The sequence below is a fragment of the Allobosea sp. ASV33 genome, from assembly GCF_016428755.1.
Classification (GTDB): Bacteria; Pseudomonadota; Alphaproteobacteria; order Rhizobiales; family Beijerinckiaceae; genus Allobosea.
On the sequence record NZ_JAELTI010000031.1, the window covers coordinates 25,292 to 49,773 of the forward strand.

Sequence of the window (24,482 nt, forward strand, 5' to 3'; positions counted from 1 at the left end):
CGTCAGCGGGCGTTCGCGAAGGCCTTCCTGCTCAGGACGGTCCGGAACAGGATCGTGATGTCGAGCCAGAACGACCAGTTGTCGATGTACCAGTGGTCGTAGGCGACGCGCCCGGCCATCTTCTCGTCCGTATCGGTCTCTCCGCGGAAGCCATTGACCTGCGCCCAGCCGGTGATGCCGGGCTTGACGTTGTGACGGCGGGCATAGTTGGCGATCTTGCGCTCGAACTCGATATCGTGCGCGAGCGCGTGGGGGCGCGGCCCGACAAGCGACATGTCGCCGGCGATCACGTTCAGGAGCTGCGGCAGCTCGTCGAGATTGTAGCGGCGCAATAGATGGCCGAGCCGTGTGATCCGGGGATCGTTGCGCTTGGCCTGCACCACGACCTGGCCGTCGTCGGTGGTGGTCATCGTGCGGAACTTGAAGATGCGGAAGGCCTGCTGGTTGAAGCCGTAACGCCGCTGGCGGAAGAGCACCGGGCCGGGGGAGTCGAGCCGGATCAGCGCGGCGATCAGCAGGAGGAGCGGCAGGGTCAGGACGATGCCGCAGGAGGCGGCGGCGATGTCGAAGGCGCGCTTGACCGCGACCTCGGCCGCCGAGAGCGGCTGACGGGTCAGCCGCAGGCTCGACAAGGTGCCGGTATGGACGACATGCGAATTGCCGAAGCGCTCCATGATCGGTTCGGGCGCGAGATGGATCGCGACCGGCAGATTCGCGAAGGCGTCGACGCAAGCCGCGATGGTGTCCTGATCGGACCAGGGGACGGCGATGAACACGACATCCGGCCGCTTGCTCCGGCAGTTCGCCACGGCGGCGGCGAGATCGGCGGCAAGGGCGGCCGCGCCGGCTTCTCCCGACGATTTCAGGAAGGCGACGTCGGTGACCGCGAAGCCCATGTGCCAGGGCTTGTGGCGCGACACGAAGGACATGATGTTCGCCTCCCGCCCGATCAGGAAGGCGCGCTCGGCCGTGATCCGCCCGGACCTGCTGCCGGCGGCGACCAGCCGGACGACCGCCGAGCGGGACAGCGCGATGACGGGGATTCCGCAGAGATAGGTCGCGACCATGACGGCGCGCGAATAGTGATCGGCGATCTTGGCGAGAAAGAGCAGGGCCAGGAAGACGACCAGGGTGATGTTCCAGACCGCGAAGGCCGAGCCCATCTGGCCCTGGGCCGAGAGATAGTTTCCGATCTGGTAGCGTCCGCGCATCAGGTTGACGAAGACGAACAGGGTCGCAAGCAGCGCCGCCAGTTCCGGCGTGGAGCGGTCGACGCCAGGCTGGCCCGTGGCGCCGACGTAATAGACGAGCGAGACGGCGTAGACGAGCGCGGCGACCATGGCGGCGTCGCTTGCCGCCGTGAGCGGTCCAAGCCAAAGCCGCCAGAGCCCCGACCGATTGTCAGGGACCGCTTGCGGCAAGCCGCTCAGATCGTTGACGCTCATTCCAACCCCCAGGCCAGTCGCGCCGGCGCAGGCCGGCTCGCGCATGTCCCGTTGCGGCACAACATGCCGGCGCGGGATCATGATCGGGGGTAGAGTGGCAAGGCGCATGCCGCAGCGATGCGGGTCAGATCGGTGCGGACGGGAGGCTTCCTGGCCGAAAAGGCGGGGCATGCCGGCGGTTGCCGGCAGCGCCTGTCCCAGGATGAATCAAGCGGGCTTGCGGAGCCGCTGCGCCATCGTGTCGAAGGCCGCGGCGGCGACGCTGCCAAGGCTGGCACCGACGATCTTCACGATCGCATCATGGGGCATGCCGTGGCGCGTCGCTTCGAGCGTCTGGAGCCATTCGAGGCCGATGGCGAGGGCGACGATGCCGGCCAGCACGAGCCAGCGCTGCCGCGGATAGGCGAAGGCGAGGGCGGCTCCTGCGGCGAAATAGGCCAGGAAGCGTTCGATATCCGCGTCGAGGAACGGGATGTGCGGGCGCTCGTCGATGGGCGAGAGCGTCGAGAACATGATCACGAGCATGGCAGCCCAGCCCGCGATCACGGCAAGGCGGCGTAGCTTGTCGAGCGAAAGGATCAAGACCGGGCTCCGGACGAACGGCGAGGCGGGGCAGGCAAGATACGGACCAGCACAAGCGGACACGCGCCAGAGCGGGGCAAGAGCCGGTCTTATGGCGATGCAAAAACGACGAAGCAATGGCAGCAGCAGGGATTTCTAGCCGAAGCTCATGAAATTTCTCTTCTCTCTCGCTCCGTTGCGACGGTCCAGCCGGTGGCGGGTGTCGCGCGTCGCGGATACCATGCCGGCATGTCGACAGATGGAGGCTCGATGACCGAATCGTCCGCAGCGCGGATCGCCCGCGGTGGCAAGGCAATCTACGGGGTCCCCCTGGGCATCCTGATGCTGGAGGCGCGGTTCCCGCGCATCCCCGGCGACATGGGCAATGGCACGACTTGGCCGTTCCCGGTGCTCTATCGCGTCGTCGGCGGTGCCAGCCCCGAGAAGGTGGTGCTCAAGGGGGCGGCCGGGCTGCTGCCGGATTTCGTCGAGGCGGCGCGCGATCTCGTCCGGCTCGGCGCCGAGGCGATCACCACGAATTGCGGCTTCCTCTCGCTGTTCCAGCGCGAGCTTGCGGCGGCCGTCGGCGTGCCGGTCGCGACCTCCTCGCTGATGCAGGTGCCCTGGGTGCAGGCGACGCTGCCGCCCGGCAAGCGCGTCGGCGTCGTGACGGTCTCGGCGGCCTCGTTGACGCCGAAGCATCTGGAGGCGGCCGGCGTGCCGCTCGACACGCCTGTCACCGGTACGGAGAACGGGCGCGAGTTCTTCCGCGTCCTGATCAAGGCCGAGAAGGACGACATGGATATCGAGCTCGCCAGGCAGGACGTGGTGCAGGCGGCGCTCGATCTCGTCGCCCGCCATCCCGATGTCGGCGCTATCGTGCTCGAATGCACGAACATGCCGCCCTATGCGGCCGACGTGCAGGCGGCGACCGGGTTGCCGGTCCACGACATCTACTCGCTGATCAACTGGTTCCACGCCGGATTGCGGCCGCGCCGCTTCGGCTGAGCTTATCCCCGGTCCTTCCGGCCGTCCGATAATCCGCCTCGCTGAAATCCCCGTCCGCGAGGCCCCATGACCGATACGCCCCGTCTTTCGCTGCCGCTGCTCGCCGCCGGGCAGGCGCAGAAGCACGTCACCCATAACGATGCCCTGATCCGGCTCGACGGGCTGATCCATCTCACGGTCGACAGCCGCACGCAGACGGCGCCGCCGGTCTCGCCGACCGAGCTCTCGGCCTATATCGTGCCGGCCGGCGGCACCGGCGCCTTCGCGGGCCGCACCGACCAGATCGCGCTGTTCGAGGATGGCGGCTGGACCTTCCTCGTGCCGCGCGCCGGCTGGCAGGCCTGGGTGATCGACGAGGAAGAGCACAATCTCTGGACCGGGGCGGAATGGCGCCGCGACAGCCCGCTCAGCAGCCTCGGCGCCGAGCGCTGGGGCGTGAACGCGACCGCCGATACGACCAACCGGCTTGCCGTGTCCTCGGATGCCACCCTGTTCAATCATGCCGGCAGCGACCACCGATTGAAGATCAACAAGAACACGGCGGGCAACACCGCGAGCCTGCTGTTCCAGAGCAACTGGTCGGGCCGGGCCGAGTTCGGCCTCGCGGGCGATGATGATTTCCGGGTCAAGGTCAGCGCCGACGGCTCGGCCTGGCATGATGCGCTGGCGATCGACCGCGCGTCGGGCAGTGCGGCTCTGCCGGCCTCGCCCTGGGCTGCCGGGGCGAACCTGCTGGTCAATGGCGACATGGCGATCAATCAGCGCGGCTTCGCCGGCGGCGCGCTGTCGGCGGGTGCCTATGGCTTCGATCGCTGGAAGGCGGTGACGGGCGGCGCCAATCTCTCGCTGAGCGGTTTCACGATCGCCCTGACCTCCGGAGCCATCGTCCAGCCGGTCGAGCCGGCGCTGTGGGGGCTCGCGTCCTTTGCCGGGCAGCCGTTGACGCTCTCGGTCGATGACCTGGCCGGCGGCAGCCTTGCGGTGACGATCGGCAGCCAGTCCGGCACGATTCCGACCGGATCGGGGCGCCGCTCGGTGACGCTGACGCCGGCTGCCGGCGATACCGGCGTGCTGCAGGTGCGGCTCTCGCCGAGCGCGGGCGCCGTCAGCTTCGCGCGGATCAAGCTGGAGCGTGGGCGGCTCGCCACGAACTGGGCAGCGCGTCCGCTCTCGATCGAGCAGATGCTCTGCCGGCGCTACTATCTGAAGCAGGACGGGCAGGTGCTGATCGATGCCTATCAGGCTGCTGCGGCTGCGAGCCGGCAGAGCCTGAGCCTGCCTGTGCCGATGCGGGCGACGCCGAGCGTCACGGCCACGGTCTCGCTGGAGATCAACGTGCAAGGCACCGACCGGGGTGTCGCCGCGCAATCGCCCGAGCGAGCCTATGCCTATGTCACCGCACAGGCGCTGGGCCGGGTGAGGGCGGCCTTCGATGCCATCGCCTTCGACGCGGAACTGTGAGGCTTACTCGCTGATCAGCCTGCGGGCGCGCAGCAGGGCCAGCAGGCCTTCGTCGCGGCGCTCCTCGAGCTGCGCGATCGTGCGCCCTGCCGCTTCCTCGGCGACGCCTTCGATGATCTTGTGCTGGACGTCCGCGTCCAGCGAAGGCGTTCCCAGGGATTGCCAGCGCCGGACCTGGCTCGGCCCGAGATGGGCGAGATAGCCGGCGATGCCGCCTTCGCCGCCGCCGAGATGATAGGTCATGTGCGGGCCCATCAGGGCCCAGCGCAGGCCGGGACCGTTGCAGAGCGCGGCGTCGATCTCGGCGACGCTGGCGACGCCCTGCTCGACCAGATGGACGGCCTCGCGATAGAGCGCCGAGGCCAAGCGGTTCGCGACGTGGCCGGGCATTTCGCGCTGGAGGATGACCGGACGCCTGTCGAGGCTGCGATAGAAGGCGGCGGCCTTTGCGACGACTGCCTCGTCCTCGCCGACGATCTCGACCAGCGGCACGAGATGCGGCGGGTTGAAGGGGTGCGCGACGATCACCCGGCGCTTGTCCTTGCAATCGGCGACGATCGCGCTGCGCAGCAGGGCCGAGGTGCTGCTGGCGATGGTCACGTCCGGCGGCAGCGCGGCATCGAGCCGGGCGAGCAGCGCGCGCTTGGCCGGTTCGTTTTCCGGCCCATTCTCCTGAACGAAATCAACCTCTTGCAAGGCTTCATCGAGATCGTTCGTGAACCGATACTGGCCGGTATTGGCCAGTCCGAGCTCGGCGAGCTGGTTTCGCGCCCGCTCGACGGCGTGGCGGAACTTCTCCTCCGCGCCGGGGGCTGGATCATAGGCCGAAACGTTCAGGCCGTGGCCCATCGCGAGCGCGGCCCATGAGCTGCCGATCAACCCGGCGCCGATGACGGCGATGCGCTCGATGTCGCGGATATCCTGCATCAGTGGATCTCGGGTTCCGCCACCTTCGCCGTCCCCTCCAGATAGTCGAAATCGCAGCCCTTGTCGGCCTGGCGGATATGGGCCGCCGACATCTTGCCCCAGCCGCGCGGATAGTCGCGGTCGGGTGGCGTCCAGACGGCGAGGCGGGCGGCGATCTCGGCCTCGGTCAGGTTGACCGAGATGCTGCGCGCCTCGACATCGACGCTGATGATGTCTCCCGTCTGCACCGCCGCGAGCGGGCCCTTGATATAGGCCTCCGGCGCGACATGGAGGATGCAGGCGCCATAGCTGGTGCCGGACATGCGGGCATCCGAAATGCGCAGCATATCGCGCACGCCCTGCTTCAGCAGCTTCTTCGGGATCGGCAGCATGCCCCATTCCGGCATGCCGGGGCCGCCGACCGGGCCGCAGTTCTTGAGCACCATGATATGGTCGGCGGTGACGTCGAGGTTCTCGTCGTTCACCGCCTGCATCATCGCATCATAGTGCTCGAAGACCAGCGCCGGGCCGGAATGCCTGAGCAGGCGCGGCTCGGCGGCCGAAGGCTTGATGACGCAACCGTCCGGAGCGAGATTGCCCTTGAGGACGGCGAGGCCGTTGGCGGTCGAGACCGGCTTGTCGAGCGGGCGGATGACGTTGTCGTCATAGACCTGGGCGAGCGCGATGGTCTCGGCGATCGGCCTGCCGGTCACCGTCATCGCGTCGGTGTGGAGCTTGCTTTCGAGCTGCTTCAGCAGGGCCGGCAGGCCGCCGGCATAGAAGAAGTCCTCCATCAGAAAATCGCCGGAGGGGCGCAGGTTCGCGATGACCGGGACGTTGCGCGAGAAGGCGTCGAAATCATCGGGCGTCAGCGGCACGCCGGCGCGGCCGGCCATGGCGACGAGATGGATGATCGCATTGGTCGAGCCGGCAACGGCCATATGCACGGTCAGCGCGTTCTCGAAGCTCTTGCGGGTGAGGATCTGGTCGGGCGTCAGGTCCTCCCAGACCATCTCGACGATGCGCTTGCCGGCGGCGGCGGCCATGCGGGGATGGGCGGCGTCGGCGGCGGGGATGGCGGAGGCGCCGGGCAGGGTGAGGCCGAGCACCTCGGCATGGCTCATCATCGTCGCGGCCGTACCCATCACCATGCAGGTGCCATAGGAGCGGGCGATGCTGCTCTCCATGTCCTTCCACTGGCCGTCGGTGATGTTGCCGGCCTCCTTCTCGGCCCAGTATTTCCAGACATCTGCGCCCGAGCCCAGCACCTTGCCGGCCCAGTTGCCGCGCAGCATCGGCCCGGCCGGCACGAAGATGAAGGGCAGGCCGGCGCTGCAGGCACCCATGATCAGGGCCGGCGTGGACTTGTCGCAGCCGCCGAGCAGCACGGCGCCGTCGAGCGGGTGGGAGCGGATCGATTCCTCGGTCTCCATCGCGAGGAAATTGCGATAGAGCATGGTCGTAGGCTTCTGATATTGTTCGGAAACCGACATGACGGGGATTTCGATCGGGAAGCCGCCGGCCGCCCAGACCGCGCGCTTCACCGCTTCCGCACGGTCGCGCAGATGGGTGTGGCAGGGATTGATCTCGGACCAGGTGTTGATGATGCCGATGACCGGCTTGCCCATGAACTCCTCATGGCCGAAGCCCATCTGCAGCGCCCGCGAGCGATGCCCGAAGGAGCGCAGGTCGCTCGCGCCGAACCAGCGCCAGCTACGCAGGGTCTCGGGCGTCTTGCGGGGGCGGGCGGACATTGGCGTTTCCTCGACGATGTTCTTTGTTGGCTCAATGGCTTGTCATTCCGGGGCGACCCGTAGGGTCGAACCCGGAACCTACGACTGGGTCAGACGGTGTCCGCCTGCTGTGAAGGGCTCACCCGGTCGTGGGTTCCGGGTTCATCGCTGCGCGATGCCCCGGAATGACAGAGGTTATTCCGCTGCGGCGCGCTGGCTACCCCAGCTCGACACGATGCCGCGCAGTTCCGCCCGCTCGGCCTCGTTCAGCTCCGGCAGGCCGGGCAGGCGCACCGGGCCGACATTCGTGCCTAGCAGGCCCAGCGCCTCCTTCACCACCGTGACATTGGCGCCGTTGCCGTATTTCGTGCGCAGCTTCTCGAAGCCGGCGATGGCGTCGACCTCGCGGCGCGCCGTGTCGTAATCACCGGCCTCCAGCGCGCGCCAGACGGCGAGCGAGCGCTCGGGAGCTACATTGATAAGCCCAGAGGTGAAGCCGCGAGCGCCCAGCGCATGGAAGGGCGCGGCCCAGCCCTCGGCGAGGCCGCAGATCCAGTTGGCAGAGGAGCCCTCGGTCTCGCGCACACAATCAGCCAGCAGCATCATGTTGTTCGAGGCGAATTTCACGCCGGCGACGTTGGGATGGGTTGCGACCCGGATCAGGTCCTTCACGCCGATCGCATCCGAGCGGATGTAAGCGACGAGCGGGATCGGCAGCGCCTCGGCAATGGCGAGGATGTAGTCGGCCTGGGATTGCGGGGCGGCGAAGGGATCGAGCGGGTGATGCACCATCGCGGCATCGCAGCCGGCCTTGGCCGCGAGCTTGCCGGTGGCGATGGCCTCGCGCAGCGAGCGGCCGACGCCGGCCGTGACCAGCGCCTTGCCGGCGGCGGCTTCGGCGGCGGTGGCGTGCGAGCGTTCCACCTCGGCCGTCGTCATCGGGTAGAACTCGCCGGTATTGCCGGCCGAGACGATGTTATGAATGCCGGCTTCCGCGATGCGCCGGACGATCCGGCCGGTTAGCGCCCAGTCGGCCTCGCCATCCGCCTTCCAGGCGGTGACATGCACGCCGGAAATGCCGCGCAGCGCGCGGCGGACCTTGTCATTCGTCATAATCCAGTCCCTCCGCATCCGCGCCGAAGACCAGCCTGACATGGGCCTTCGCCGAGCGGACGATGTGACGGCGCATCCTGAGTTCGGCGCGCGCGGGATCGCGCGCCAGGAGCGCCTCGTAGATGTCGCGATGTTCCTCGAAGCCTCTCCGGCGCTCGTCCAGTTCTGAGTGCAGGGCGATGCGCTGGGCATGGTCGTACATGCGCTGGCCGTCGAGGCGGCGCTCCAGATAGGTGCAGCCGGAGATGCGGTGGATCGCGCGGTGATAGGCCTCGTTCAGCGCGACGAGGTCTTCAAGGTCGCCATGCTCGGTCGCCTGCTCCATCTCGGCGATCAGCCTGCCGAGTTCGGCCGCGCCGTCCTCGGTCAGGTGGTTCGCGGCGATATGGGCCATGACGCTTTCGAGCGCGGCGCGGCCGAGCGCCATTTCCAATGCCTGACGGGGCGAGAACTCGACGAAGACACCGCGACGCGCCTCCGTGCGGACCAGTCCCTCGCTCTCCAGCTTGCGGATTGCGTCCTTCACCGGCGTCGTGCTGACGCCGAGCATCTCGGCGAGATGGCGCTCGTTCAATCGCTCGCCATTGCGGAAGCGGCCGGCGACGATGGCGCGGCGCAGGCGCTCATGGACGTGCTCGCGCAGCGAACGCAGCAGATCGGGCGCAACGGGTTCGACGGCAGGCTGCAACATGGTTCTTCCGGGGCGCTGGGCCTGACCGCTTCATCGCGGCAGCGGCTCCAGCGCCTCGCCATCAGACAGCACAAAGTCTGAGATGCGGCAATCTGAAATTTCAGATTTCAAGGTCGCGATCCTGTGTTATCGATCAGGACAAGCGCCCGTCATGAGGCGCAAGCGGATTGGCCGCTACCGGGAGGAACGAACCGATGAGCATCACGCGCAGAACCATCATCGCCGCCGCTTGCCTTGCTGCAGCAGGCCCCGCCTTCGCGCAGGGCGACTATCCCGGCAGCAAGGTCGTCACCATCGTCGTGCCCTTCGCGGCCGGCGGCACCACGGACCTGCTCGGGCGCGTCCTGGCTGACCGGCTGGGCCAGCGGCTCGGCGGCAAGTTCATCATCGAGAACCGGCCGGGAGCGGGCGGGAATACCGGCGTCGCGGCCGTCGCGCGGGCGCCGGCCGACGGCTACACGCTGACCATGGGCACGGTGTCGAGCCATGCGATCAACCCGGCCGTCTATACCAAGCTGCCCTTCGACCACATCAAGGATTTCGCGCCGATCTCGCAGGTGGCGAGCGTGCCGAACATCCTGATGGTCAATATCGACCTGCCGGCCAATACCGTGCCGGAGCTGATCGACCTCCTGAAGAAGAACCCCGGCAAGTATTCGTTCGGCTCTTCGGGGGCGGGCACCTCGACCCATATGGCGGCCGAGCTGTTCAAGGTCTCGACCGGCACCGAGATGGTGCATGTGCCCTATCGCTCGAGCGGGCAGGTGACGCAGGATCTGCTCGGCGGCCAGATCCAGATCACCTTCGACAACATCACCATCGCCTGGCCGCATGTGCAGGAGGGCAAGATCCGCGCGCTCGCTACCGCGACGCCGAAGCGGCTCGAAGTCGCTCCGGACCTGCCGGCGCTGGCGGAGTTCATCCCGGGCTACGATGCCAGCTCATGGCACGGCTTCTTCGCGCCCTCCGGCGTACCGAAGGAGATCGTCGCCAAGCTCTCGACCGAGACGCAGGCGATCATGCGGGAGCCGGCGGTGATCGAGCAGTTGAAGAAGCTCGGCGTCGATCCCGTCGGGTCGAGCCAGGAGCAGTTCACCGCCCATATCGCCTCCGAGACCAGACGCTGGGCCGAAGTCGCGCAGAAGGCGAATGTGAAGATCGAGTGAGGGCCGGGACTAGCGCCCCGGCCTGGGCGTTGCCGACAATTGCGGGTCGTTTCCGGCTTCGAACCACCCTTGTCATTCCGGCGCGCGCCGCAGGCGCAAACCCGGAACCCACGACTGGGTGGGACAACGGTGTTCGATTGCGAGCAGCTCGCCCGGTCGTGGGTTCCGGGTTCTTCACTACGCGAAGCCCCGGAATGACAAGGGTGGTTCGAAGCCGCTGTGGCCCGATCCAGAATCCAAAGCGCGTCGATCAGCGCTGCCCGGCGAAAGCCTTGGCCAGCGCGTCGGCATGCTTGGTCATGAGGCCGAGATCGGAGCCGACGGCGACGAAGCGATAACCCCATTCGATATAGCGGCGCGCATCGGGCTCCGACGGCGTCAGGATGCCGGCCGGCTTGCCGATCGCGGTCAGGCGCTTCACCGCATCCTGGATCGCGGCCTGGACCTCGGGATGGCTGGGATTGCCGATATGGCCGAGCGAGGCCGAGAGATCGGCCGGGCCGATGAAGACGCCGTCGACGCCCTCGACCGAGGCGATCTCCTCGATACGGCTCAGCGCCTCGCCGGTCTCGACCTGCACCAGAACGCAGATCTCGCCATCGGCGCGCTTGAGATAGTCCGGCACGCGCCCGTAATGGCTGCCGCGACCGCTGACCGTGATGCCGCGGATGCCGGCCGGCGGATAGCGGCAGGCGGCGACGGCCTTACGCGCCTCCTCGGCATTCTGGACGAAAGGCACGAGCACGGCCTGCACGCCGATATCGAGGAGGCGCTTCAGCAGCACCGCATCGTTCCAGGCCGGGCGTACGATCGGGGTCGCGGTGCCGCCCTTCAGGGCCTGCAACTGGGCGAGGACATCGGGCGGTTCATTGGGGGAGTGCTCGGTGTCGACCAGGATCCAGTCGAAGCCGCTCTGGCTGATGATCTCGGAGACGATCGGGCTGCACAGGCTGCTCCACAATCCGATCTGAAGCTCGCCGCGCTTCAGCGCGGCCTTGAAGGCGTTGGCAGGCAGGTCCACGGTGTTTCCCCTTGGGCAGACTGGTTGGCAGCGCTGACCGCCCGGCCGAGGCCTGCGGGAGCACGCTGGCTCGTTAGATCATACGGAACGGGCAAGGGGACCCGACGGCAGGAGATGGCGGGGTTGCAAGCCCGACGGCAGATGCCTGTTTGCGGAGACGTAAACGCTGCTAGGTTGCGCGGCCTCGGAGACAACCGCCTCATGACCATCCCCATGCTGACCGAAGAGATCGCCCAGCGCTTCGCCCGGATCGCACTGGGCCATGTCCGTCGCGAGTATCCCAACAAGCCCGACCATACGCTGGCCGGCCCGCAGGATGCGCGGACGCCGAGTCAGCTGCATCCGGTGTTCTACGGCAGCTATGACTGGCATTCGTGCGTGCACAGCTACTGGATGCTGGCGCGACTGCTGCGGCGCTATCCCAAGATGGAGGCGGCGGCCGATATCGTCGCGCTGTTCGATGCGCAGCTTGTCCCGGAGAAGATCGCGGTCGAATGGGCCTATCTCGCCCAGCCCACGGCGCGCGGCTTCAAGCGACCCTATGGCTGGGGCTGGCTGCTCAAGCTCGCGTCCGAGCTGAACGGGCTCGATGACGGGCGGTGGGGCCGCGCGCTGGAACCGCTCGCCGAAGCGTTTGCCCAGCGCTTCCGCGATTTCCTGCCGATCGCGACCTATCCGGTGCGGGTCGGCACGCATTTCAATACGGCTTTCGGCCTGCGGATGGCGGCCGATTATGCCGATGCCACCGGTGATGGCGCCTTCCTGACCCTGCTGCGCGAGACGGCCCTGCGCTGGTATGGCGCCGACGAGGATTGCCCGGCCTGGGGCGAGCCCAGCGGCGACGATTTCCAGTCCTCGGCGCTGATCGAGGCGGAATGCATGCGCCGCCTGCTGCCGGCGGAACAGTTCCTGCCCTGGTTCGAGCGCTTCCTGCCGCGCATCGCGCAGCAGCAGCCGGCGATCCTGTTCAAGCCGGCGACCGTGACCGACCGGACCGACGGCAAGATCGCGCATCTCGACGGGCTCAATCTCAGCCGCGCCTGGTGCTGGAGCGCGCTGGCTGCGGCGTTGCCGGAATGGGACGTGCGGCGTCCGGTCATCGCGAACGCCGCCAAGCTGCATCTCGAAACCGGGCTGCCGCATATCGCCGGCGACTATATGGGCGAGCACTGGCTTGCGAGTTTCGCCGTGCTCGCCATCGAGGAGCGGTAGGGTCAGTCAGATCGGTTGAATCGCCGGCGCCACCGTTGTCATTCCGGGGCGCGCCGCAGGCGCGAACCCGGAATCCACGACTGGGCCGGACATCGCGTGTTCGGTTGCGCGCCGCTCACCTGGTCGTGGGTTCCGGGTTCTTCGCTGTGCGAAGCCCCGGAATGACTAGGGGCGGAGCTACTGAGATCAGGTGCCGGCAGGTTGTGACCGATCAAGCCGCGCCCTTCAGCTCCACGCCTCTGCGCCAGCCGAGCGCGGGGGCGACGAGGTTCGCGAAATCGGCCGTGATCTGGCGGTAATCGTCGATGCTGAAATTATAGGGCAACTCCAGCCGCAGCGTGTCGACGAGCGGCAGGACCGGGTCCGCCGCGAGGCGTGTGATCAGCTCATCGGCCGTGCCGACGAGATCCGGTGCGAACTGGGTCCGTCGCTCCCCCTGGGGGCCAAGCGTTCGGGCGTGCCGGCTGGCGGCATAGTCGCGATAGCGCTGGCGGGTTGCCGTGTCGGCCCCGTCGAGCGGGACGATGACGCGGCCGACAGCGATGCGGGGCTCGTCTTCGCCCCGCCAATGCGTGCGGAAGGTCTCGATATGGCGCCGCTGCGCCTCGAAGAAATCGTCGGTGTCCTCAGCCGTATTGATGTTGCCGACGAGCAGGTGGAAGCCGTTCTCCGCTGCCCAACGGGCCGAGCGTAGCGAGCCGCCGCCGTACCAGAGCCGCTGGCGCAGGCCCGGTGCATGCGGGCGCAGGCGCGGGCGATGCTCGCCGGCAGCCGAAGTGATGCGGGTATCGGCCTCGCCGAGCCATTCGCCTTCGATGTTCGCAGCGAGACGGGCGACGCGGGCATGCGAGAAGTCGATCGTCGACGGGTCGCCGTCGAAGAGGCGATCGCCCAAGAGCTTGCCGAAGGGAGGCGGGCCAGCGCTCAAGCCGATGTTCAATCGCCCGTCCGAGAGCACGTCGACCAGCGAGAGATCCTCCGCCAGCCGGAACGGGTTCTCGTAGCCCATCTGGATGACCGCCGTACCGAGCCCGATCCGGCGCGTGCGCTGGGTCGCGGCGGCGAGGAATGCGGCCGCCGAGGAGACGCCGGGTTCGAGATGGCGCTGGCGTATCCAGGCGCTGTCGAAGCCGATGGCCTCGCCATGCTCGAAGAGCGAGAGCGTGTCTCCGAGCCCGCGGCGGGGATCGGCATCGTCGTAATTGCCGGGCGTCAGGAAGGCGATGTGCCGGATCGATAGCTTTGTCATGTCAGCCGGTTCGTCTGGTCAGTATTTGGGCAGGCCGGGCGGATTGGTCTCGGAGCGCTCCACCGCTTCCTCCTCGATCCCCCAGCGGGCCAGCGCCTGCCGATACGTGCCCGACTTGATCAGGTTGTTGGTGGCGAGCGTCAGGGCGTCGACGAGGCCGCTGCGCTTGCGGGTGGTGATCGCGACATCGGATTTCAGAGGCCAGCCGGCGCTGAGCGTGCCCACGCGCTTGATGTCCTTGTCGCGGGCCGCGATGAAGACGAGCTGGGCATGCGGCTGCACGACGACATCGACGCGGCCGGCGCGCAGCGCGACGAGGCGGGCGGCCTCGTCGTCATAGAGCTGGAGTTCGAGCGGCTTCAGGCCGGCCGCGACGTTCTGCTTGCTCCATTCGACCAGGATACGCTCCTGATTGGTGCCGCCACCGACGCTGAGGCTCAGGCCCGCCGCGTCCTTCGGCTCCCTGATGCTGGTAACCTTGCTGTCGGCCCTCACGAAGAAGCCATGCAGGCCGAGGCGATAGGTCGAGAAGTCGAACTTCTCCTTGCGCTGCTCGGTGACACCGACATTGGAGATGACGGCGTCGTATTTCCCGGAGGCGAGGCCGAGCGGCCAGTCGGCCCAGGCGAGCGGCACGAGGTTGAGCTTCAGGCCGAGGCTATCGGCGATGAGCTGTGCGAAATCCGGATCGGCGCCGACCACGGTCTTGGCGTCGGTGGCATAGGTCGCGAGCGGCGGGCCGCCCGGGCTGATGCCGACGGTGAAGACGCCGGGCTCGACGAATTTGAAGCCCTTGGGCACGGCGGCGACGGCGGCCGGGTCCTTCTCGACACGGATGCGGCCGGGCTGTTCGGGGCCGAGATCGAAGGGGGCTTGGGCGAGGGCGGGCAGGCTCGTGGCGCCAAGCGCGCCGACGAGCAGCGACAGCAGGGTCCGTCGCGGGATCATGATGGTCTCCAGTTCTCGAAAGTGTCCGCGGTCGTGCGATGCGCTCACGCCTTCGGCAGGCCGGGCGGGTTGGTGCGCGATTCCTCGATCGCCTCGGCGGAGAGGTTCCAGCGCGCCAGCACCTTGGCGTAGTTGCCGTTCTTGATCTGGGTGTTGAGCGCCTTGGTGATCGCTTCGGCGAAGCCCGCGCCCTTGCGGGTCGTCACCGCGATCTCGGCGAGGATGGGCCAGCCGCCGGAGAAATTGCCGGCGAGCCGGGTCTTGTTCTCGCGCGCGGCCTTGTAGCTCAGCAGGGCGTTCGGGCCGAGATAGGCGTCGGCGCGGCCGGATTCGAGCGCGAGATAGAGCACGACATCGTCGTCATAGTACTGGATGTCGACGGGCTTCAGGCCGGCCTTCAGATTGGCCTCGTTCCAGCGCAGCAGGATCTGCTCCTGATTGGTGCCGGCGCCGACGATGATCTTGAGGCCGGCGACATCGCGCGGCTCGCGGATGACGATCTCGTTGTCCTTCTTCACATAGAAGCCGAGCAGATCCTTGCGATAGGTCGAGAAGTCGAACTTCTCCTTGCGCTGCTCGGTGACGGTGACGTTGGAGATCACCGCGTCGAATTTGCCGGAGGTGACGCCGAGCGGCCAGTCGGCCCAGGCGGTTGGGACGACTTCCAGCTTGCGGCCGAGCGCATCGGCGACGAGCTGGGCGATGTCGGGCTCCGCACCGATGATCGTCTTGGTGTCGTCGGCATAGCCGCCGAAGGGGAAGCGCCCGGTATTGTTGGCGACGGTGAAGACGCCGTCCTTCGCGAATTTCACGTCCTTGGCGAGGAGCTTGACCGCGGCCTCGTCGATCTGCGCGCGGGGGCGGCCCGGCTGCTCGGGTGAGAGGTCGATCGCCTGCTGCGCGAAGGCGCGGGCGGGGAGGATGGCAGCCGAAGCGGCGCCGGCGAGGAGGCTGAGCGAATTGCGTCGCGTGATCATGGTCGGTTTCCTTGTCTGGCGGGCGGGTGAGGTCAGAGCACCTTGGCGAGGAATTCGCGGGTGCGGCTGTGGCTGGGATTGCCGAGGACATCGGCCGGCGCACCGCTCTCGACGATGCGGCCGGCTTCCATGAAGACGACCTGGTCGGCGACCTCGCGGGCAAAGCCGATCTCATGGGTGACGATGACCAGCGTCGTGCCGGAGCGGGCGAGCTCCTTGATGACGTCGAGGACTTCGCCGACGAGCTCGGGGTCGAGCGCCGAGGTCGGCTCGTCGAAGAGCAGGACCTTGGGCTTGAGGGCGAGCGCGCGGGCGATGGCGACGCGCTGCTGCTGGCCGCCGGAGAGCTGGCGCGGATAGGCGTTCGCCTTCTCGGCCAAGCCGACCCGGGCGAGCAGTTCCTGCGCCTCCGTCAGGGCCTGCTCGCGGGAGAGGCCGCGCACGGTCACCGGCGCCTCGGCGATGTTCTCGATCGCGGTCAGGTGCGGGAAGAGATTGAAGTTCTGGAAGACCATGCCGACATCGACGCGCCGGGCCAGGATGTCCTTCTCCTTCAATTCGTAGAGCGTCTCGCCGTCCTGCCGGTAGCCGATCAGCTCGCCGTCGATGGCGATGAAGCCCTCGTCGACGCGCTCCAGATGGTTGATCGAGCGCAGCAGCGTCGACTTGCCCGAGCCGGACTGGCCGATGATGGCGGTGACGCTGCCGGGACGCAGCGACAGGCTGACATCGTCGAGCACCTTGAGCGGGCCGAAACTCTTCGAGACATGGCTGATGCGGATTTCGCCGCCGCTGCGCGGGGAAAGCGTGGCCAGCGAAGCCGTGCGCGGCGCGGCAGGGGTCTGCGTCGGGGCGGTGAAGCCGGCGCCAGCCGTCGCGGTGGCGATGCGGTTCCGGCCGAGCCAGCGCAGGGCGGTGTCGATCGCGGACGGCGGCGGATTACGCAGCGCGCCGCGGGCATAGTGCCGCTCGATATGGCGCTGGAAGAAGGAGAGCACGCTGAGGATGACGAGGTACCAGACCGTCGCCACCATCAGCAGCGGGATCACCTCGAGATTGCGCCGGTAGATCACCTGGATCGTGTAGAACAGCTCCGGCAGGGCGAGGATGTAGACCTGGCTGGTGCCCTTCGCGAGGCTGATGATCTCGTTGAATGCGGTCGGCAGGATCGAGCGCATCGCCTGCGGCAGCACGATCCGCGAGACCTGCCGATGCTTCGGCAGGCCGAGCGCGGCCGCAGCCTCATGCTGGCCCTGGTCGACGGCGAGGATGCCGCCGCGCACGATCTCGGAGGAGAAGGCGGCGGCGTTCAGCGTGAGCCCGAGCACGGCCGCGAAGAACGGCGTGATCAGCTGCGTCGTCTGCCAGGAGCCGAAGCTGATATCGGTGAAGGGAATGCCGAGCCAGATCGTGCTGTAGAGATAGCCGAGATTGTTCAGGATCAGCAGCAGCACGATCAGCGGGATCGAGCGGAAGAGCCAGACATAGCCCCAGGACAAAGAGGCGAGCAGCGGCGAGCCGGAGACCCTTGCCAGCGCCAGCAAGGTCCCGAACAGGAAGCCGAAGACCGTGCCGAGCAGCGTCAGGAACAGCGTGCGGCCGAGCCCGACCAGCACGGGTTCGGCGAAGAACCACTCCGCGAAGACGTCCCAGCCCCAGCGCGGATTGGAGAGCACCGAATTCACGATCGCGAAGATCACGACGGCGGCGAAGACCGTGCCGACGGTCCGTCCGGGATAGCGGGCGGGAACGATGCGGTAGCGGCTGAAATCGCGGTGCGGGGCTGAATTCTGGGCGTGCGAGGGCAAGCCCGCGAAATCGCTGGCGAGGGTCATGGCTGGCTCTTCTTGTTATGGGAGAGGGAGAAGCGGCCCGGTCAGGCGGCGTCGCGGGCGGCGTGAGCCTCGGACGGGCGCGGCAGCGAGGCCGGGAGCACGGAGAGCTCCTTCTCGAAGGGCAACTTCCGGTAGAACGCGGGATCGGCCGAGACGTCGAAGAGCGGGGTGTAGCCGGTCTCCAGATAGAGGCCCTTGGCCTCGGGCTGGCGGAAGCCGGTGGTCAGATAGATCTTGCTGTAGCCCTGGCGGATCGCCTGCGCCTCGACCTCGGCGACGATGCGGCGGGCGAGCCCCTGGCGACGGAAGTCGCTATGGGTCCAGATGCGCTTCATCTCGGCCGTGCGCTCGTCGTAGCGCTTGAAGGCGCCGCCGGCGATGGGTTGGCCGTCGCGCAGCAGCAGGACGAAATTGCCGTCCGGCGGGGCGAAGAGCTCGGCCGGGTAGCGGCTCATCTCGGCGCCGGGCGGCTCGCCGAACTGGCTGCCATAGCGCGTGGCATATTCCCAAGTGAGCTGCTCGACCAAGGGCTGGGCGAGGGGGTGCAGCGGGGTGGTGTAGAAGAATTCGTCGGCCATGGCGGGAGCCTTTCCGTGATGGGTGTGAGGCGCTGGCTCAGCTCGCGCGGCGGGCCGGCTGGGCATCCGCGGGGGTGGCGTAGCGGCTCTCGCGGCGGGCTAAGCCGAGATGATCGCGCAGCGTCGTGCCCGGCAGATTGCGGTCATAGACGCCGCGCTCCTCCAGCACCGGGATCACGAGTTCGACGAAATCGTCGAGCCCCTGGCCGATCACCGGGAAGCCGAGCACGAAGCCGTCGGCGGCCTGCGCTTCGACGCGCTCGATCAGCCTGCCGGCGATCTCCTCGGCCGAGCCGATCAGGTCGGTGCGGGGCGTGGCGGCCTCGAGCGCCGCTTCGCGCAAGGTCTGGCGCTTCAGGACGGCGTTGCGCTTGATGCGATCGGTGGTGGAGCGGAAGCTGTTCTTGCCGATATCGCCGAGGTCCGGGAAGGGCGCGTCGAGCGGATAGGCGCTGAAGTCGTGATGGTCGAAATAACGGCCGATATAGGCCAGCGCGTCCTCGATCGAGACGAGGTTGCGGATGGCCTGGTATTTCTCCTCCGCCTCGGCGGCGGTGCGGCCGACGATCGGCCCGGCGCCGGGGAAGAGCTTCACGTCGTCGGCGCTGCGGCCATGGGCGACGGCGCTGGTCTTGATCGCGCGATAGAGGGCCTGCGCCTCCTCCAGCGGTACATGGTTGGCGAAGACCGCGTCGGCATGGCGGCCGGCGAGACCGATGCCGGATTCGGAGGCGCCGGCCTGGAACAGCACCGGCTGGCCCTGCGGCGAGCGCTGGATGTTGAGGGGGCCCTCGACCTGGAAGAAACGGCCCTTGTGGTTCAGCGTGTGCAGCTTGTCGCGATCGAAGAAGCGGCTGGCCTCGCGGTCGCGCACGAAGGCGTCGTCGTCCCAGGAATCCCAGAGGCCCTTCGCGACGTCGAGATATTCCTGCGCGATCTCGTAGCGCAGCGAATGCTCGGGATGCGGGCGGCTGTAGTTGCGGCCGGAGCCTTCCAGCGGGGAGGTGACAGCGTTCCAGCCGGCGCGGCCGCCCGAGATCAGGTCGAGCGAGGCGAATTGCCGGGCGATCGTGTAGGGGTCGCTATAGGAGGTCGAGACCGTGCCCACGAGGCCGAGCTTCTTCGTCACCGTCGCCAGCGCAGAGAGGATGGTCAGCGGCTCGAAGCGGTTGAGGAAGTGCGGGATCGACTTCTCGTTGATGTAGAGCCCGTCGGCGACGAAGGCGAAGGCGATGCCGTTCTCCTCGGCCTTGCGGGCGTTGCGGATGAAGAAATCGAGATTGACGCTGGCATCGGCCGGATTGCTCGGGTGGCGCCAGGCGTTCATGTGGCTGCCGGCGCCCTGGAGCATCAGGCCGAAGGTGAGGCGGGTGCGGGACATGGGATCAGTCCTTTCGAAAGGGAGGGTCAGGCCGCGAGAGCCGGCCTCTCGCCGGCCAGCAGCGTGAGGGAAGCGAGGCGCCGGCTGGTCAGGGCATTCGGCGTGTCGATGACGAATTCGGCGATGCCGAAGCGGGCGTGGAGCGCATCGAGCTCGCGCCGGACCTGCTCGGGCGTGCCGGCGAGGATATGTGGCTTGCGGATCTCGGTGCTGTGGGAGGCGACTCCGGCCTGGCGGGCATATTCGGCCGCTTGCTCCTCGCTGCCGAGATTGAGGGTCTGGCCGTTGTCGAGCGTTAGACGGACGACGCGGTGGCTCTCCGTCAGGCTCTGCGCCTCCTCGGCCGTTTCGGCGGCGAAGGCCGCGACGGCGAGCAGCAGGCCAGCCGTTCCGCCGGCCTTCGCATAGGCGTTGAGGCTCACCTCGATCGCCTTGGGATCGCCGTTGTGATGGCCGGCGAAGACGAAGTGCCAGCCGCGCTCGCCGGCCTGCCGGGCGCTGTCGGGACTTGCGCCGAGCAGGAAACGCTCCGGGGCCACCGGCGGGACGGGCAGGGCGCGCGCCTTGTCCCGTGGGCCATCCGTCGTGGCGGGCGGCGCGAGGAAGCCGTCGAGTTCGTCCAGCAAAGTCTCGAAGGACGGCGCGTGAGCCGGATCGTGCAGCACGCGCAGCGCCTTGGTCGAGAGCGGCAGGCCGCCCGGCGCCTTGCCGATGCCGAGATCGACGCGGCCGGGTGCGAGCGAAGCCAGCAGGTTGAAGGTCTCCGCGACCTTGTAGGGGCTGTAATGCGGCAGCAGCACGCCGCCGGAACCGATCCGGATGCGCTGCGTGCGCGCCAGCAGATAGGCGGCGAACACCTCCGGCGCCGGGCTGACGAGGCCGGGGAAGTCATGATGCTCGGCCAGCCAGAAGCGATGGTAGCCGAGACGCTCCGCCGCCTGGGCGAGGCTCACCGTGCGCTGGAGCGCCGCGCCTGCGGTTTCGCCCTCTATGAGGGGGGTCTTGTCGAGAAGGCTGAGTGCGTAGGTCATGGATTTCGCTGTCGTTCAAGAGATCAGGCGGAGCGGAGGCCGAGCGCGGTCACCGCCTCCTCGGCCATCCAGCCGAGCCGCTCGTAATCGCCGCGCCAGTAGAGAAGGGCGGCGTCGTTGGAGCCGAGCCGGACCTCGCGCACCCGGCCGATGACGATCGCGTGCGAATGCCGCTCGATCAGCTCTTCCAGCTCGCAATCGAGCGCAGCCAGCGCGCCTTCCAGCAGCGGCGCGCCGGTGCGGCCTTCGCTCCATTCGGCATCGGCATAGCGGGCCGGGCCCTTCTCGCCGCCGCGGCCGGCGAAGCGGTCCGCGACCTGCTTCTGCGCGGCGCTGAGGAAATTCACGCCGAAACTGCGATGGCGCGCGAGGATGGGGTAGGTCGAGGAGGAGAGGTTGAGGCCGAACATCACGGTCGGCGGCTCGGCCGAGAGCGAGGAGAGCGAGGTCACGGTCAGGCCGGTGCGATCTTCGTCGCGCCCTGTGGTGATCACGGAAACGCCGCCGGCGAGATGGCGCAGCGCCGTGCGGAAATCGCCGCTCGCCGCCGGGATTGCGCGCGCTGGCTGGCTGGTCGGGGCGCGGGTCGGAAGCGAGGATGCAAGGGATAGGACCGCCATGGGAACCTCTGGTGCAGGCCGTTCGGATTCGTGAGGGGTGGCACGCCGCTCGATGGCGATGCCGTGGCGGACGCCGGACAAGCGTCCTCCTTCGCCGGAAGAACCGGCGCTGCAGCTACGGTGGAATGGAAAGATTTCAGGCGCTCAGGACGCCCGGAAACCCGTCAGGAGCATCGGCATCGAAGCGCCGGAACGGGATTTGCTGAACTCGTGCATGTCGTCATCGACGCGTCTCCGTGTCTCGGAGCCCACGATTTCGTCGTGGTGCTTTTAGCTTTGTTGACGCGGTGCAAGCTGCTCCAGCAAATCCCGCGAAAGAGCGATGCGAACACCGCCCGATACTGTCCATTCTTTCCGCCGCACGCGGCGCGGTCAATGAAACAGCCTTTCAAAGATCGCCCTCGCGGGAGGCGGAAGCGCCACGCGGAGGTCAGGCACGGAAAGAATTCCGTTTCCCTGTGCGGGAAGGCTGGATGCGGCCGGCGCTTCGCGGCAGAAGGAACCTGACCGATCGGCGCTCCGGAGCGAAACGTCATGGTGACCGGCGAAGCCTTGCCCGAACCTCCCTTCGTCAGGGATGCCGATGGCTCCTTCGTGCTCGACGCCGAACGGCTGGCCGGGCGCTTCGGCTGGTCGGCGGAGGAATTGCGCGCGTTGATGCGCCGCGGGCTGGTGACGAGCCAGGTGGAGCGAGGAGAGGGGGAGGATGCGGGACGCTGGCGCCTCTCCGCCCTGTGCGGCAACCGCCGCTGGCAGGCCGTCGTCCTGGCGGATGGAACGGTCGTCGAGGAGCTTCTCGACTTCGTGCCGCCGCAAGGCCGCCGCGGCCGCGCCTGAACCGCAGGTTCGCATACGGGCAGCCATGCGGCGCATCGCCCGGGACTCCCCCGTATACATTTCCGGTCGAGGTCCCGATAATGCCGACTCAAGCGGTTTGAATCGCATCGGCGATGCCGGTCTTCCCTCCGCCAGTCTCGACGAGGGAACGATGCGCCTTCTCCACTTCGCCCCAGCCACCCTTCTCCTTGCAGCGCTGGGCGGCTGCGTGTCCCGCGAACCCGCCGCATATGCGGACGCCCCGGCGCCCGAGAGCATCCAGATCCGGCCGCAGCAGCGCAGCTATCTCGACGCGGGTCCGGCTCCGGCCCGCCTGAGCGGCCCCAGCTATGCGCGCGATAACGGAGCGAGCTTCGCCGGGCGCTCCGACAGCTTCGGCAACAGCGTGCTGCCCTCCTTCTGAGGGATGCGGGTCGCGCTGCGGGGCTGAAGGTCAGGCTACGGGCGCCGCTACTCTGGGAGGCGAAGCCCGGCCAGGAAGGTGGCGACCGTCAGCGTCTTGGTCGGCTGAGCCCGGCATTGGCGTTCGACCGCGTCGAGAATCTCGCCGTCGCCATATTTGGACAGGCGCGAAGGCGAGGTCTGGCGCATGGCGTCGACGACCCAGCGGCCGATCAGCCCATGCATCTCCGTATCTGCGGCTTCGCGCTTCATCCAGGCTTCGCAGGTGATGTAATCCTGCAGGAACTCACCCTGACGCAGGACTTCGCTCGTCGCGGCTGCCGGGAATGCCAGAGCCCAAAGTGTCGCCAACGTCCATGGACGCATCGTCCCCCCACTGCGTTTTGCTTGCGTCGTTCCTCTGGTTGCTCCCGCGCTTCGTGTTCCGCCCGCCGCTGACCCCTCATTTTGCCTCCCGCGCCGTCGCCAGACACGCGTGATGAGGGGCCTCGATGTTGGGCGGACCATCCTGAAGCGGGAACGATAGATCAGCGAGCATAGCAAGCGGCGCTTGCGCGGCAATAACGAATTCTGCCTGCGGTCGTTGTTGCCGTCGGCTCCAAGTTCATCTCGCTTCTGCAATAAAGTGCAGCCGAGTTCGGGAGCGGTGTTCACCCGCACCTTTCGAAGATTTGCCCTTGCACTTCCGATGCGAGCGCCGACACGCGATCGAGCGACGAGCCGGCTCTGCCCCGCGTCGAGGAAAGCGGGGAAACATGCATCTTCGCCTCAAGGTTGAGCCTCCGGTTTAACCGCGGTTAACCGGCCCGGCCGAATATGCCCTGATAGGACAGGGCTACCACCGGGGGGGAGATGGCCAAGGCCTGCGACAACGCCATCACAGCTTTCCCACGCCGGTGCATGCAGCCTATGATTGCGGCTGCTGCCGCGATACTCGCCTTCGCAGCCTGCACCGCCCAGGCCCAGACGCGTTCCGAGGAGCCGATCAAGCTCCAGATCGTCGGCGGCCTCGCGGGCGTCACCCAATACACCAAGATCGAGCAACCCTTCTGGCAGTCGGAAATCCCTGCGCTGTCGAAGGGGCGGATCAGCGCGACGATCAGGCCGCTCGATGCGGGCGGATTGCGCAACCAGGAAATGCTCCAGCTGATGCGGCTCGGCGTGGTGTCGTTCGGGACGGCGCTGCTCAGCGTCGTTGCGGGCGACGAGCCGGAGCTGGGCGCGGTCGACCTGCCCGTGCTGAACCCCGATGTCGCGACGCTGCGCCGGACGGTCGCCGCGTTTCGGGAGCATCTGCGCGAAGTGCTGCGCGAGCGCTACGATATCGAGCTGCTCGGCGTCTATGCCTATCCGGCCCAGGTCCTGTTTTGCGCCAAGCCCTTCAAGGGGCTCGACGATCTCGCCGGGCGCAAGGTGCGCACGTCTTCGGTGGCGCAGTCCGAGCTGATGGCGGCGATGGGCGCCGTGCCCGTGATCCTGCCCTTTGCCGAGATCGTCGCAGCCTTGCGCGACGGGGTCGCCGATTGCGCGATCACCGGCACCTTGAGCGGCTATGAGATCGGCCTGCCGCGTGTGGCTGTGTCCGTCCACGCCTTCGCATTGAGTTGGGGTGTCTCGATCTTCGGAGCCAATGGACTCTATTGGGACGGTTTGCCGGCGGATGCGCGCGACATCATCCGGCGAGGTGTCGGCCAACTCGAGGACCGCATCTGGTCGCAAGCGGAGGCCGATACGCAGCGCGGGCTTGCCTGCAATGCAGGGACGCAGACCTGCTCCGGCAAGCCCGAGCGGCCGATGACCGTGGTGCCGGCGCAGGCGGCCGAAGGGGCGCGCCGGCGCCTTCTCGCCGAGGTCGTCCTGCCACGCTGGTTCGAGCGCTGCGGCCAGGACTGCGTCTCGGCCTGGAACACCTATCTCAAGCCGCTCCATGCCATCGAGCCTCGGATACCGTGATCAATCGCCTCAAACTCATGGTCGCCGCCGGGACGGCGGTCATCCTGACGGTGGCGGCCGTCGGCGCTGCCAATCTGGTGCGGAAGCGGGAGGATACCGCCTGGCGGGCCGCCCAGCAGGCGCTGGAAAGCTCCGCCGTCGCGGTCGAGAACGCGCTCGACCGGCAGTTGCTGCAGGTCGATGGCGCGCTGGCGAGCTTTGCGACCCTGTTCGAGGTTGCGCGGATCGAGCCCGGACAGCGCGACGCCGCCAGTCGCCTGCTGCGCGGCCTCAACTTCCAGACGATGGCGTTCCGTGACCTGCTCCTCGTCGGGCCGGACGGCAGCATCGTCGCCGCCGCCAAGTCGAGCGGAG

The 24,482-nt window shown here is 67.7% G+C and carries 24 protein-coding genes; 8 read left to right on the plus strand and 16 right to left on the minus strand.

Annotated features, from left to right (window positions below; all coding sequences use genetic code 11):
• Positions 1-2: 2 nt before the first annotated feature.
• Together JHD80_RS11705 and JHD80_RS11710 are read right to left on the minus strand one after the other, a co-directional pair.
• Entirely contained in the window at positions 3-1,445 is a 1,443-nt protein-coding gene (locus JHD80_RS11705; protein WP_199087249.1) for an undecaprenyl-phosphate glucose phosphotransferase, read from the minus strand.
• A gap of 207 nt (positions 1,446-1,652) precedes the next feature.
• The gene (locus tag JHD80_RS11710) at positions 1,653-2,027 is read right to left on the minus strand and encodes a VanZ family protein (RefSeq protein WP_248311509.1); all 375 of its coding nucleotides are present in this window, start codon (positions 2,025-2,027) and stop codon (positions 1,653-1,655) included.
• 249 nt (positions 2,028-2,276) lie between these two features.
• Here JHD80_RS11710 and JHD80_RS11715 point away from each other — a divergent pair, with 249 nt between their 5' ends.
• Together JHD80_RS11715 and JHD80_RS11720 are read left to right on the plus strand one after the other, a co-directional pair.
• Entirely contained in the window at positions 2,277-3,014 is a 738-nt protein-coding gene (locus tag JHD80_RS11715; RefSeq protein ID WP_199087251.1) for an aspartate/glutamate racemase family protein, read from the plus strand.
• Between the two features lie 66 nt (positions 3,015-3,080).
• Positions 3,081-4,475 (plus strand): DUF2793 domain-containing protein, encoded by a 1,395-nt coding sequence (locus JHD80_RS11720; RefSeq protein WP_199087253.1) that lies wholly within the window; start codon positions 3,081-3,083, stop codon positions 4,473-4,475.
• A gap of 3 nt (positions 4,476-4,478) precedes the next feature.
• Here JHD80_RS11720 and JHD80_RS11725 read toward each other — a convergent pair whose 3' ends face one another.
• The 4 genes from JHD80_RS11725 to JHD80_RS11740 form a co-directional block, all read right to left on the minus strand.
• Positions 4,479-5,402 (minus strand): 3-hydroxyacyl-CoA dehydrogenase NAD-binding domain-containing protein, encoded by a 924-nt coding sequence (locus JHD80_RS11725; protein WP_199087255.1) that lies wholly within the window; start codon positions 5,400-5,402, stop codon positions 4,479-4,481.
• Complete coding sequence (araD, locus tag JHD80_RS11730; RefSeq protein ID WP_199087257.1) at positions 5,402-7,135, minus strand: L-arabinonate dehydratase; 1,734 nt, start codon at positions 7,133-7,135, stop codon at positions 5,402-5,404. Before araD ends, JHD80_RS11725 begins: the two co-directional genes overlap by 1 nt.
• Positions 7,136-7,309: 174 nt before the next feature.
• Complete coding sequence (locus tag JHD80_RS11735; protein WP_199087259.1) at positions 7,310-8,227, minus strand: dihydrodipicolinate synthase family protein; 918 nt, start codon at positions 8,225-8,227, stop codon at positions 7,310-7,312.
• A complete protein-coding gene (locus JHD80_RS11740; RefSeq protein ID WP_199087261.1) occupies positions 8,217-8,918 on the minus strand; it encodes a GntR family transcriptional regulator in 702 nt (233 codons plus the stop codon). Before JHD80_RS11740 ends, JHD80_RS11735 begins: the two co-directional genes overlap by 11 nt.
• Before the next feature lie 194 nt (positions 8,919-9,112).
• Here JHD80_RS11740 and JHD80_RS11745 point away from each other — a divergent pair, with 194 nt between their 5' ends.
• The gene (locus tag JHD80_RS11745) at positions 9,113-10,084 is read left to right on the plus strand and encodes a Bug family tripartite tricarboxylate transporter substrate binding protein (protein ID WP_199087263.1); all 972 of its coding nucleotides are present in this window, start codon (positions 9,113-9,115) and stop codon (positions 10,082-10,084) included.
• A gap of 250 nt (positions 10,085-10,334) precedes the next feature.
• Here JHD80_RS11745 and JHD80_RS11750 read toward each other — a convergent pair whose 3' ends face one another.
• A complete protein-coding gene (locus JHD80_RS11750; RefSeq protein ID WP_199087265.1) occupies positions 10,335-11,105 on the minus strand; it encodes an aldolase/citrate lyase family protein in 771 nt (256 codons plus the stop codon).
• Between the two features lie 201 nt (positions 11,106-11,306).
• On the opposite strand from JHD80_RS11750, the gene JHD80_RS11755 reads away from it, so the two are divergent.
• The gene (locus JHD80_RS11755; protein WP_199087267.1) at positions 11,307-12,317 is read left to right on the plus strand and encodes a DUF2891 domain-containing protein; all 1,011 of its coding nucleotides are present in this window, start codon (positions 11,307-11,309) and stop codon (positions 12,315-12,317) included.
• A 211-nt stretch (positions 12,318-12,528) separates the two neighbouring features.
• Here JHD80_RS11755 and JHD80_RS11760 read toward each other — a convergent pair whose 3' ends face one another.
• Genes JHD80_RS11760 through JHD80_RS11795 form a run of 8 tightly spaced genes read right to left on the minus strand, consistent with a single transcriptional unit; the run spans position 12,529 to position 20,936 of the window.
• Positions 12,529-13,566, minus strand: a complete 1,038-nt coding sequence (locus tag JHD80_RS11760) for an LLM class flavin-dependent oxidoreductase (protein WP_199087269.1) — start codon at positions 13,564-13,566, stop codon at positions 12,529-12,531.
• An 18-nt stretch (positions 13,567-13,584) separates the two neighbouring features.
• Entirely contained in the window at positions 13,585-14,514 is a 930-nt protein-coding gene (locus JHD80_RS11765) for an ABC transporter substrate-binding protein (protein WP_199087271.1), read from the minus strand.
• Positions 14,515-14,558: 44 nt separating this feature from the next.
• On the minus strand, positions 14,559-15,491 hold the full coding sequence (locus JHD80_RS11770; protein ID WP_199087273.1) for an ABC transporter substrate-binding protein: 933 nt from the start codon (positions 15,489-15,491) through the stop codon (positions 14,559-14,561).
• Between the two features lie 32 nt (positions 15,492-15,523).
• Positions 15,524-17,326 carry an amino acid ABC transporter permease/ATP-binding protein gene (locus tag JHD80_RS29120; RefSeq protein ID WP_199087275.1) on the minus strand — a complete coding sequence of 601 codons (1,803 nt, stop codon included), beginning with the start codon at positions 17,324-17,326 and terminating at the stop codon, positions 15,524-15,526.
• A 41-nt stretch (positions 17,327-17,367) separates the two neighbouring features.
• Positions 17,368-17,904 carry a GNAT family N-acetyltransferase gene (locus tag JHD80_RS11780; RefSeq protein WP_199087277.1) on the minus strand — a complete coding sequence of 179 codons (537 nt, stop codon included), beginning with the start codon at positions 17,902-17,904 and terminating at the stop codon, positions 17,368-17,370.
• Positions 17,905-17,941: 37 nt separating this feature from the next.
• The gene (locus JHD80_RS11785) at positions 17,942-19,285 is read right to left on the minus strand and encodes an LLM class flavin-dependent oxidoreductase (protein ID WP_199087279.1); all 1,344 of its coding nucleotides are present in this window, start codon (positions 19,283-19,285) and stop codon (positions 17,942-17,944) included.
• A 26-nt stretch (positions 19,286-19,311) separates the two neighbouring features.
• Positions 19,312-20,316, minus strand: coding sequence for an MsnO8 family LLM class oxidoreductase (locus JHD80_RS11790; RefSeq protein WP_199087281.1), 1,005 nt, complete (start codon positions 20,314-20,316; stop codon positions 19,312-19,314).
• A gap of 23 nt (positions 20,317-20,339) precedes the next feature.
• Entirely contained in the window at positions 20,340-20,936 is a 597-nt protein-coding gene (locus tag JHD80_RS11795; protein WP_199087284.1) for a flavin reductase family protein, read from the minus strand.
• Between the two features lie 534 nt (positions 20,937-21,470).
• Between JHD80_RS11795 and JHD80_RS11800 the strand changes: the two genes are divergently transcribed.
• Positions 21,471-21,773, plus strand: coding sequence for a DUF6522 family protein (locus JHD80_RS11800; protein ID WP_199087286.1), 303 nt, complete (start codon positions 21,471-21,473; stop codon positions 21,771-21,773).
• 151 nt (positions 21,774-21,924) lie between these two features.
• A complete protein-coding gene (locus JHD80_RS11805; protein WP_199087288.1) occupies positions 21,925-22,176 on the plus strand; it encodes a hypothetical protein in 252 nt (83 codons plus the stop codon).
• Between the two features lie 47 nt (positions 22,177-22,223).
• Here JHD80_RS11805 and JHD80_RS11810 read toward each other — a convergent pair whose 3' ends face one another.
• Positions 22,224-22,526 carry a hypothetical protein gene (locus tag JHD80_RS11810; protein ID WP_199087290.1) on the minus strand — a complete coding sequence of 101 codons (303 nt, stop codon included), beginning with the start codon at positions 22,524-22,526 and terminating at the stop codon, positions 22,224-22,226.
• A gap of 549 nt (positions 22,527-23,075) precedes the next feature.
• Here JHD80_RS11810 and JHD80_RS11815 point away from each other — a divergent pair.
• Complete coding sequence (locus JHD80_RS11815; RefSeq protein WP_199087292.1) at positions 23,076-24,128, plus strand: TRAP transporter substrate-binding protein; 1,053 nt, start codon at positions 23,076-23,078, stop codon at positions 24,126-24,128.
• Positions 24,125-24,482 (plus strand): hypothetical protein (locus JHD80_RS11820; protein WP_199087294.1); only part of this gene is annotated, 358 nt, incomplete at its 3' end. The genes JHD80_RS11815 and JHD80_RS11820, both read left to right, overlap by 4 nt.

Excerpts from the sequence above, each read along its gene's own strand:
- JHD80_RS11755 (WP_199087267.1), top strand. The coding sequence starts at position 11,307 with ATGACCATCCCCATGCTGACCGAAGAGATCGCCCAGCGCTTCGCCCGG.
- JHD80_RS11735 (WP_199087259.1), bottom strand. The coding sequence starts at position 8,227 with ATGACGAATGACAAGGTCCGCCGCGCGCTGCGCGGCATTTCCGGCGTG.
- JHD80_RS11815 (WP_199087292.1), top strand. The coding sequence starts at position 23,076 with ATGCAGCCTATGATTGCGGCTGCTGCCGCGATACTCGCCTTCGCAGCC.
- JHD80_RS11800 (WP_199087286.1), top strand. The coding sequence starts at position 21,471 with ATGGTGACCGGCGAAGCCTTGCCCGAACCTCCCTTCGTCAGGGATGCC.
- JHD80_RS11805 (WP_199087288.1), top strand. The coding sequence starts at position 21,925 with ATGCGCCTTCTCCACTTCGCCCCAGCCACCCTTCTCCTTGCAGCGCTG.
- JHD80_RS11740 (WP_199087261.1), bottom strand. The coding sequence starts at position 8,918 with ATGTTGCAGCCTGCCGTCGAACCCGTTGCGCCCGATCTGCTGCGTTCG.
- JHD80_RS11780 (WP_199087277.1), bottom strand. The coding sequence starts at position 17,904 with ATGGCCGACGAATTCTTCTACACCACCCCGCTGCACCCCCTCGCCCAG.
- JHD80_RS11705 (WP_199087249.1), bottom strand. The coding sequence starts at position 1,445 with ATGAGCGTCAACGATCTGAGCGGCTTGCCGCAAGCGGTCCCTGACAAT.
- JHD80_RS11795 (WP_199087284.1), bottom strand. The coding sequence starts at position 20,936 with ATGGCGGTCCTATCCCTTGCATCCTCGCTTCCGACCCGCGCCCCGACC.
- JHD80_RS11765 (WP_199087271.1), bottom strand. The coding sequence starts at position 14,514 with ATGATCCCGCGACGGACCCTGCTGTCGCTGCTCGTCGGCGCGCTTGGC.
- JHD80_RS11770 (WP_199087273.1), bottom strand. The coding sequence starts at position 15,491 with ATGATCACGCGACGCAATTCGCTCAGCCTCCTCGCCGGCGCCGCTTCG.
- JHD80_RS11725 (WP_199087255.1), bottom strand. The coding sequence starts at position 5,402 with ATGCAGGATATCCGCGACATCGAGCGCATCGCCGTCATCGGCGCCGGG.
- JHD80_RS11790 (WP_199087281.1), bottom strand. The coding sequence starts at position 20,316 with ATGACCTACGCACTCAGCCTTCTCGACAAGACCCCCCTCATAGAGGGC.
- JHD80_RS29120 (WP_199087275.1), bottom strand. The coding sequence starts at position 17,326 with ATGACCCTCGCCAGCGATTTCGCGGGCTTGCCCTCGCACGCCCAGAAT.
- JHD80_RS11720 (WP_199087253.1), top strand. The coding sequence starts at position 3,081 with ATGACCGATACGCCCCGTCTTTCGCTGCCGCTGCTCGCCGCCGGGCAG.
- JHD80_RS11785 (WP_199087279.1), bottom strand. The coding sequence starts at position 19,285 with ATGTCCCGCACCCGCCTCACCTTCGGCCTGATGCTCCAGGGCGCCGGC.
- JHD80_RS11715 (WP_199087251.1), top strand. The coding sequence starts at position 2,277 with ATGACCGAATCGTCCGCAGCGCGGATCGCCCGCGGTGGCAAGGCAATC.
- JHD80_RS11760 (WP_199087269.1), bottom strand. The coding sequence starts at position 13,566 with ATGACAAAGCTATCGATCCGGCACATCGCCTTCCTGACGCCCGGCAAT.
- araD (WP_199087257.1), bottom strand. The coding sequence starts at position 7,135 with ATGTCCGCCCGCCCCCGCAAGACGCCCGAGACCCTGCGTAGCTGGCGC.
- JHD80_RS11745 (WP_199087263.1), top strand. The coding sequence starts at position 9,113 with ATGAGCATCACGCGCAGAACCATCATCGCCGCCGCTTGCCTTGCTGCA.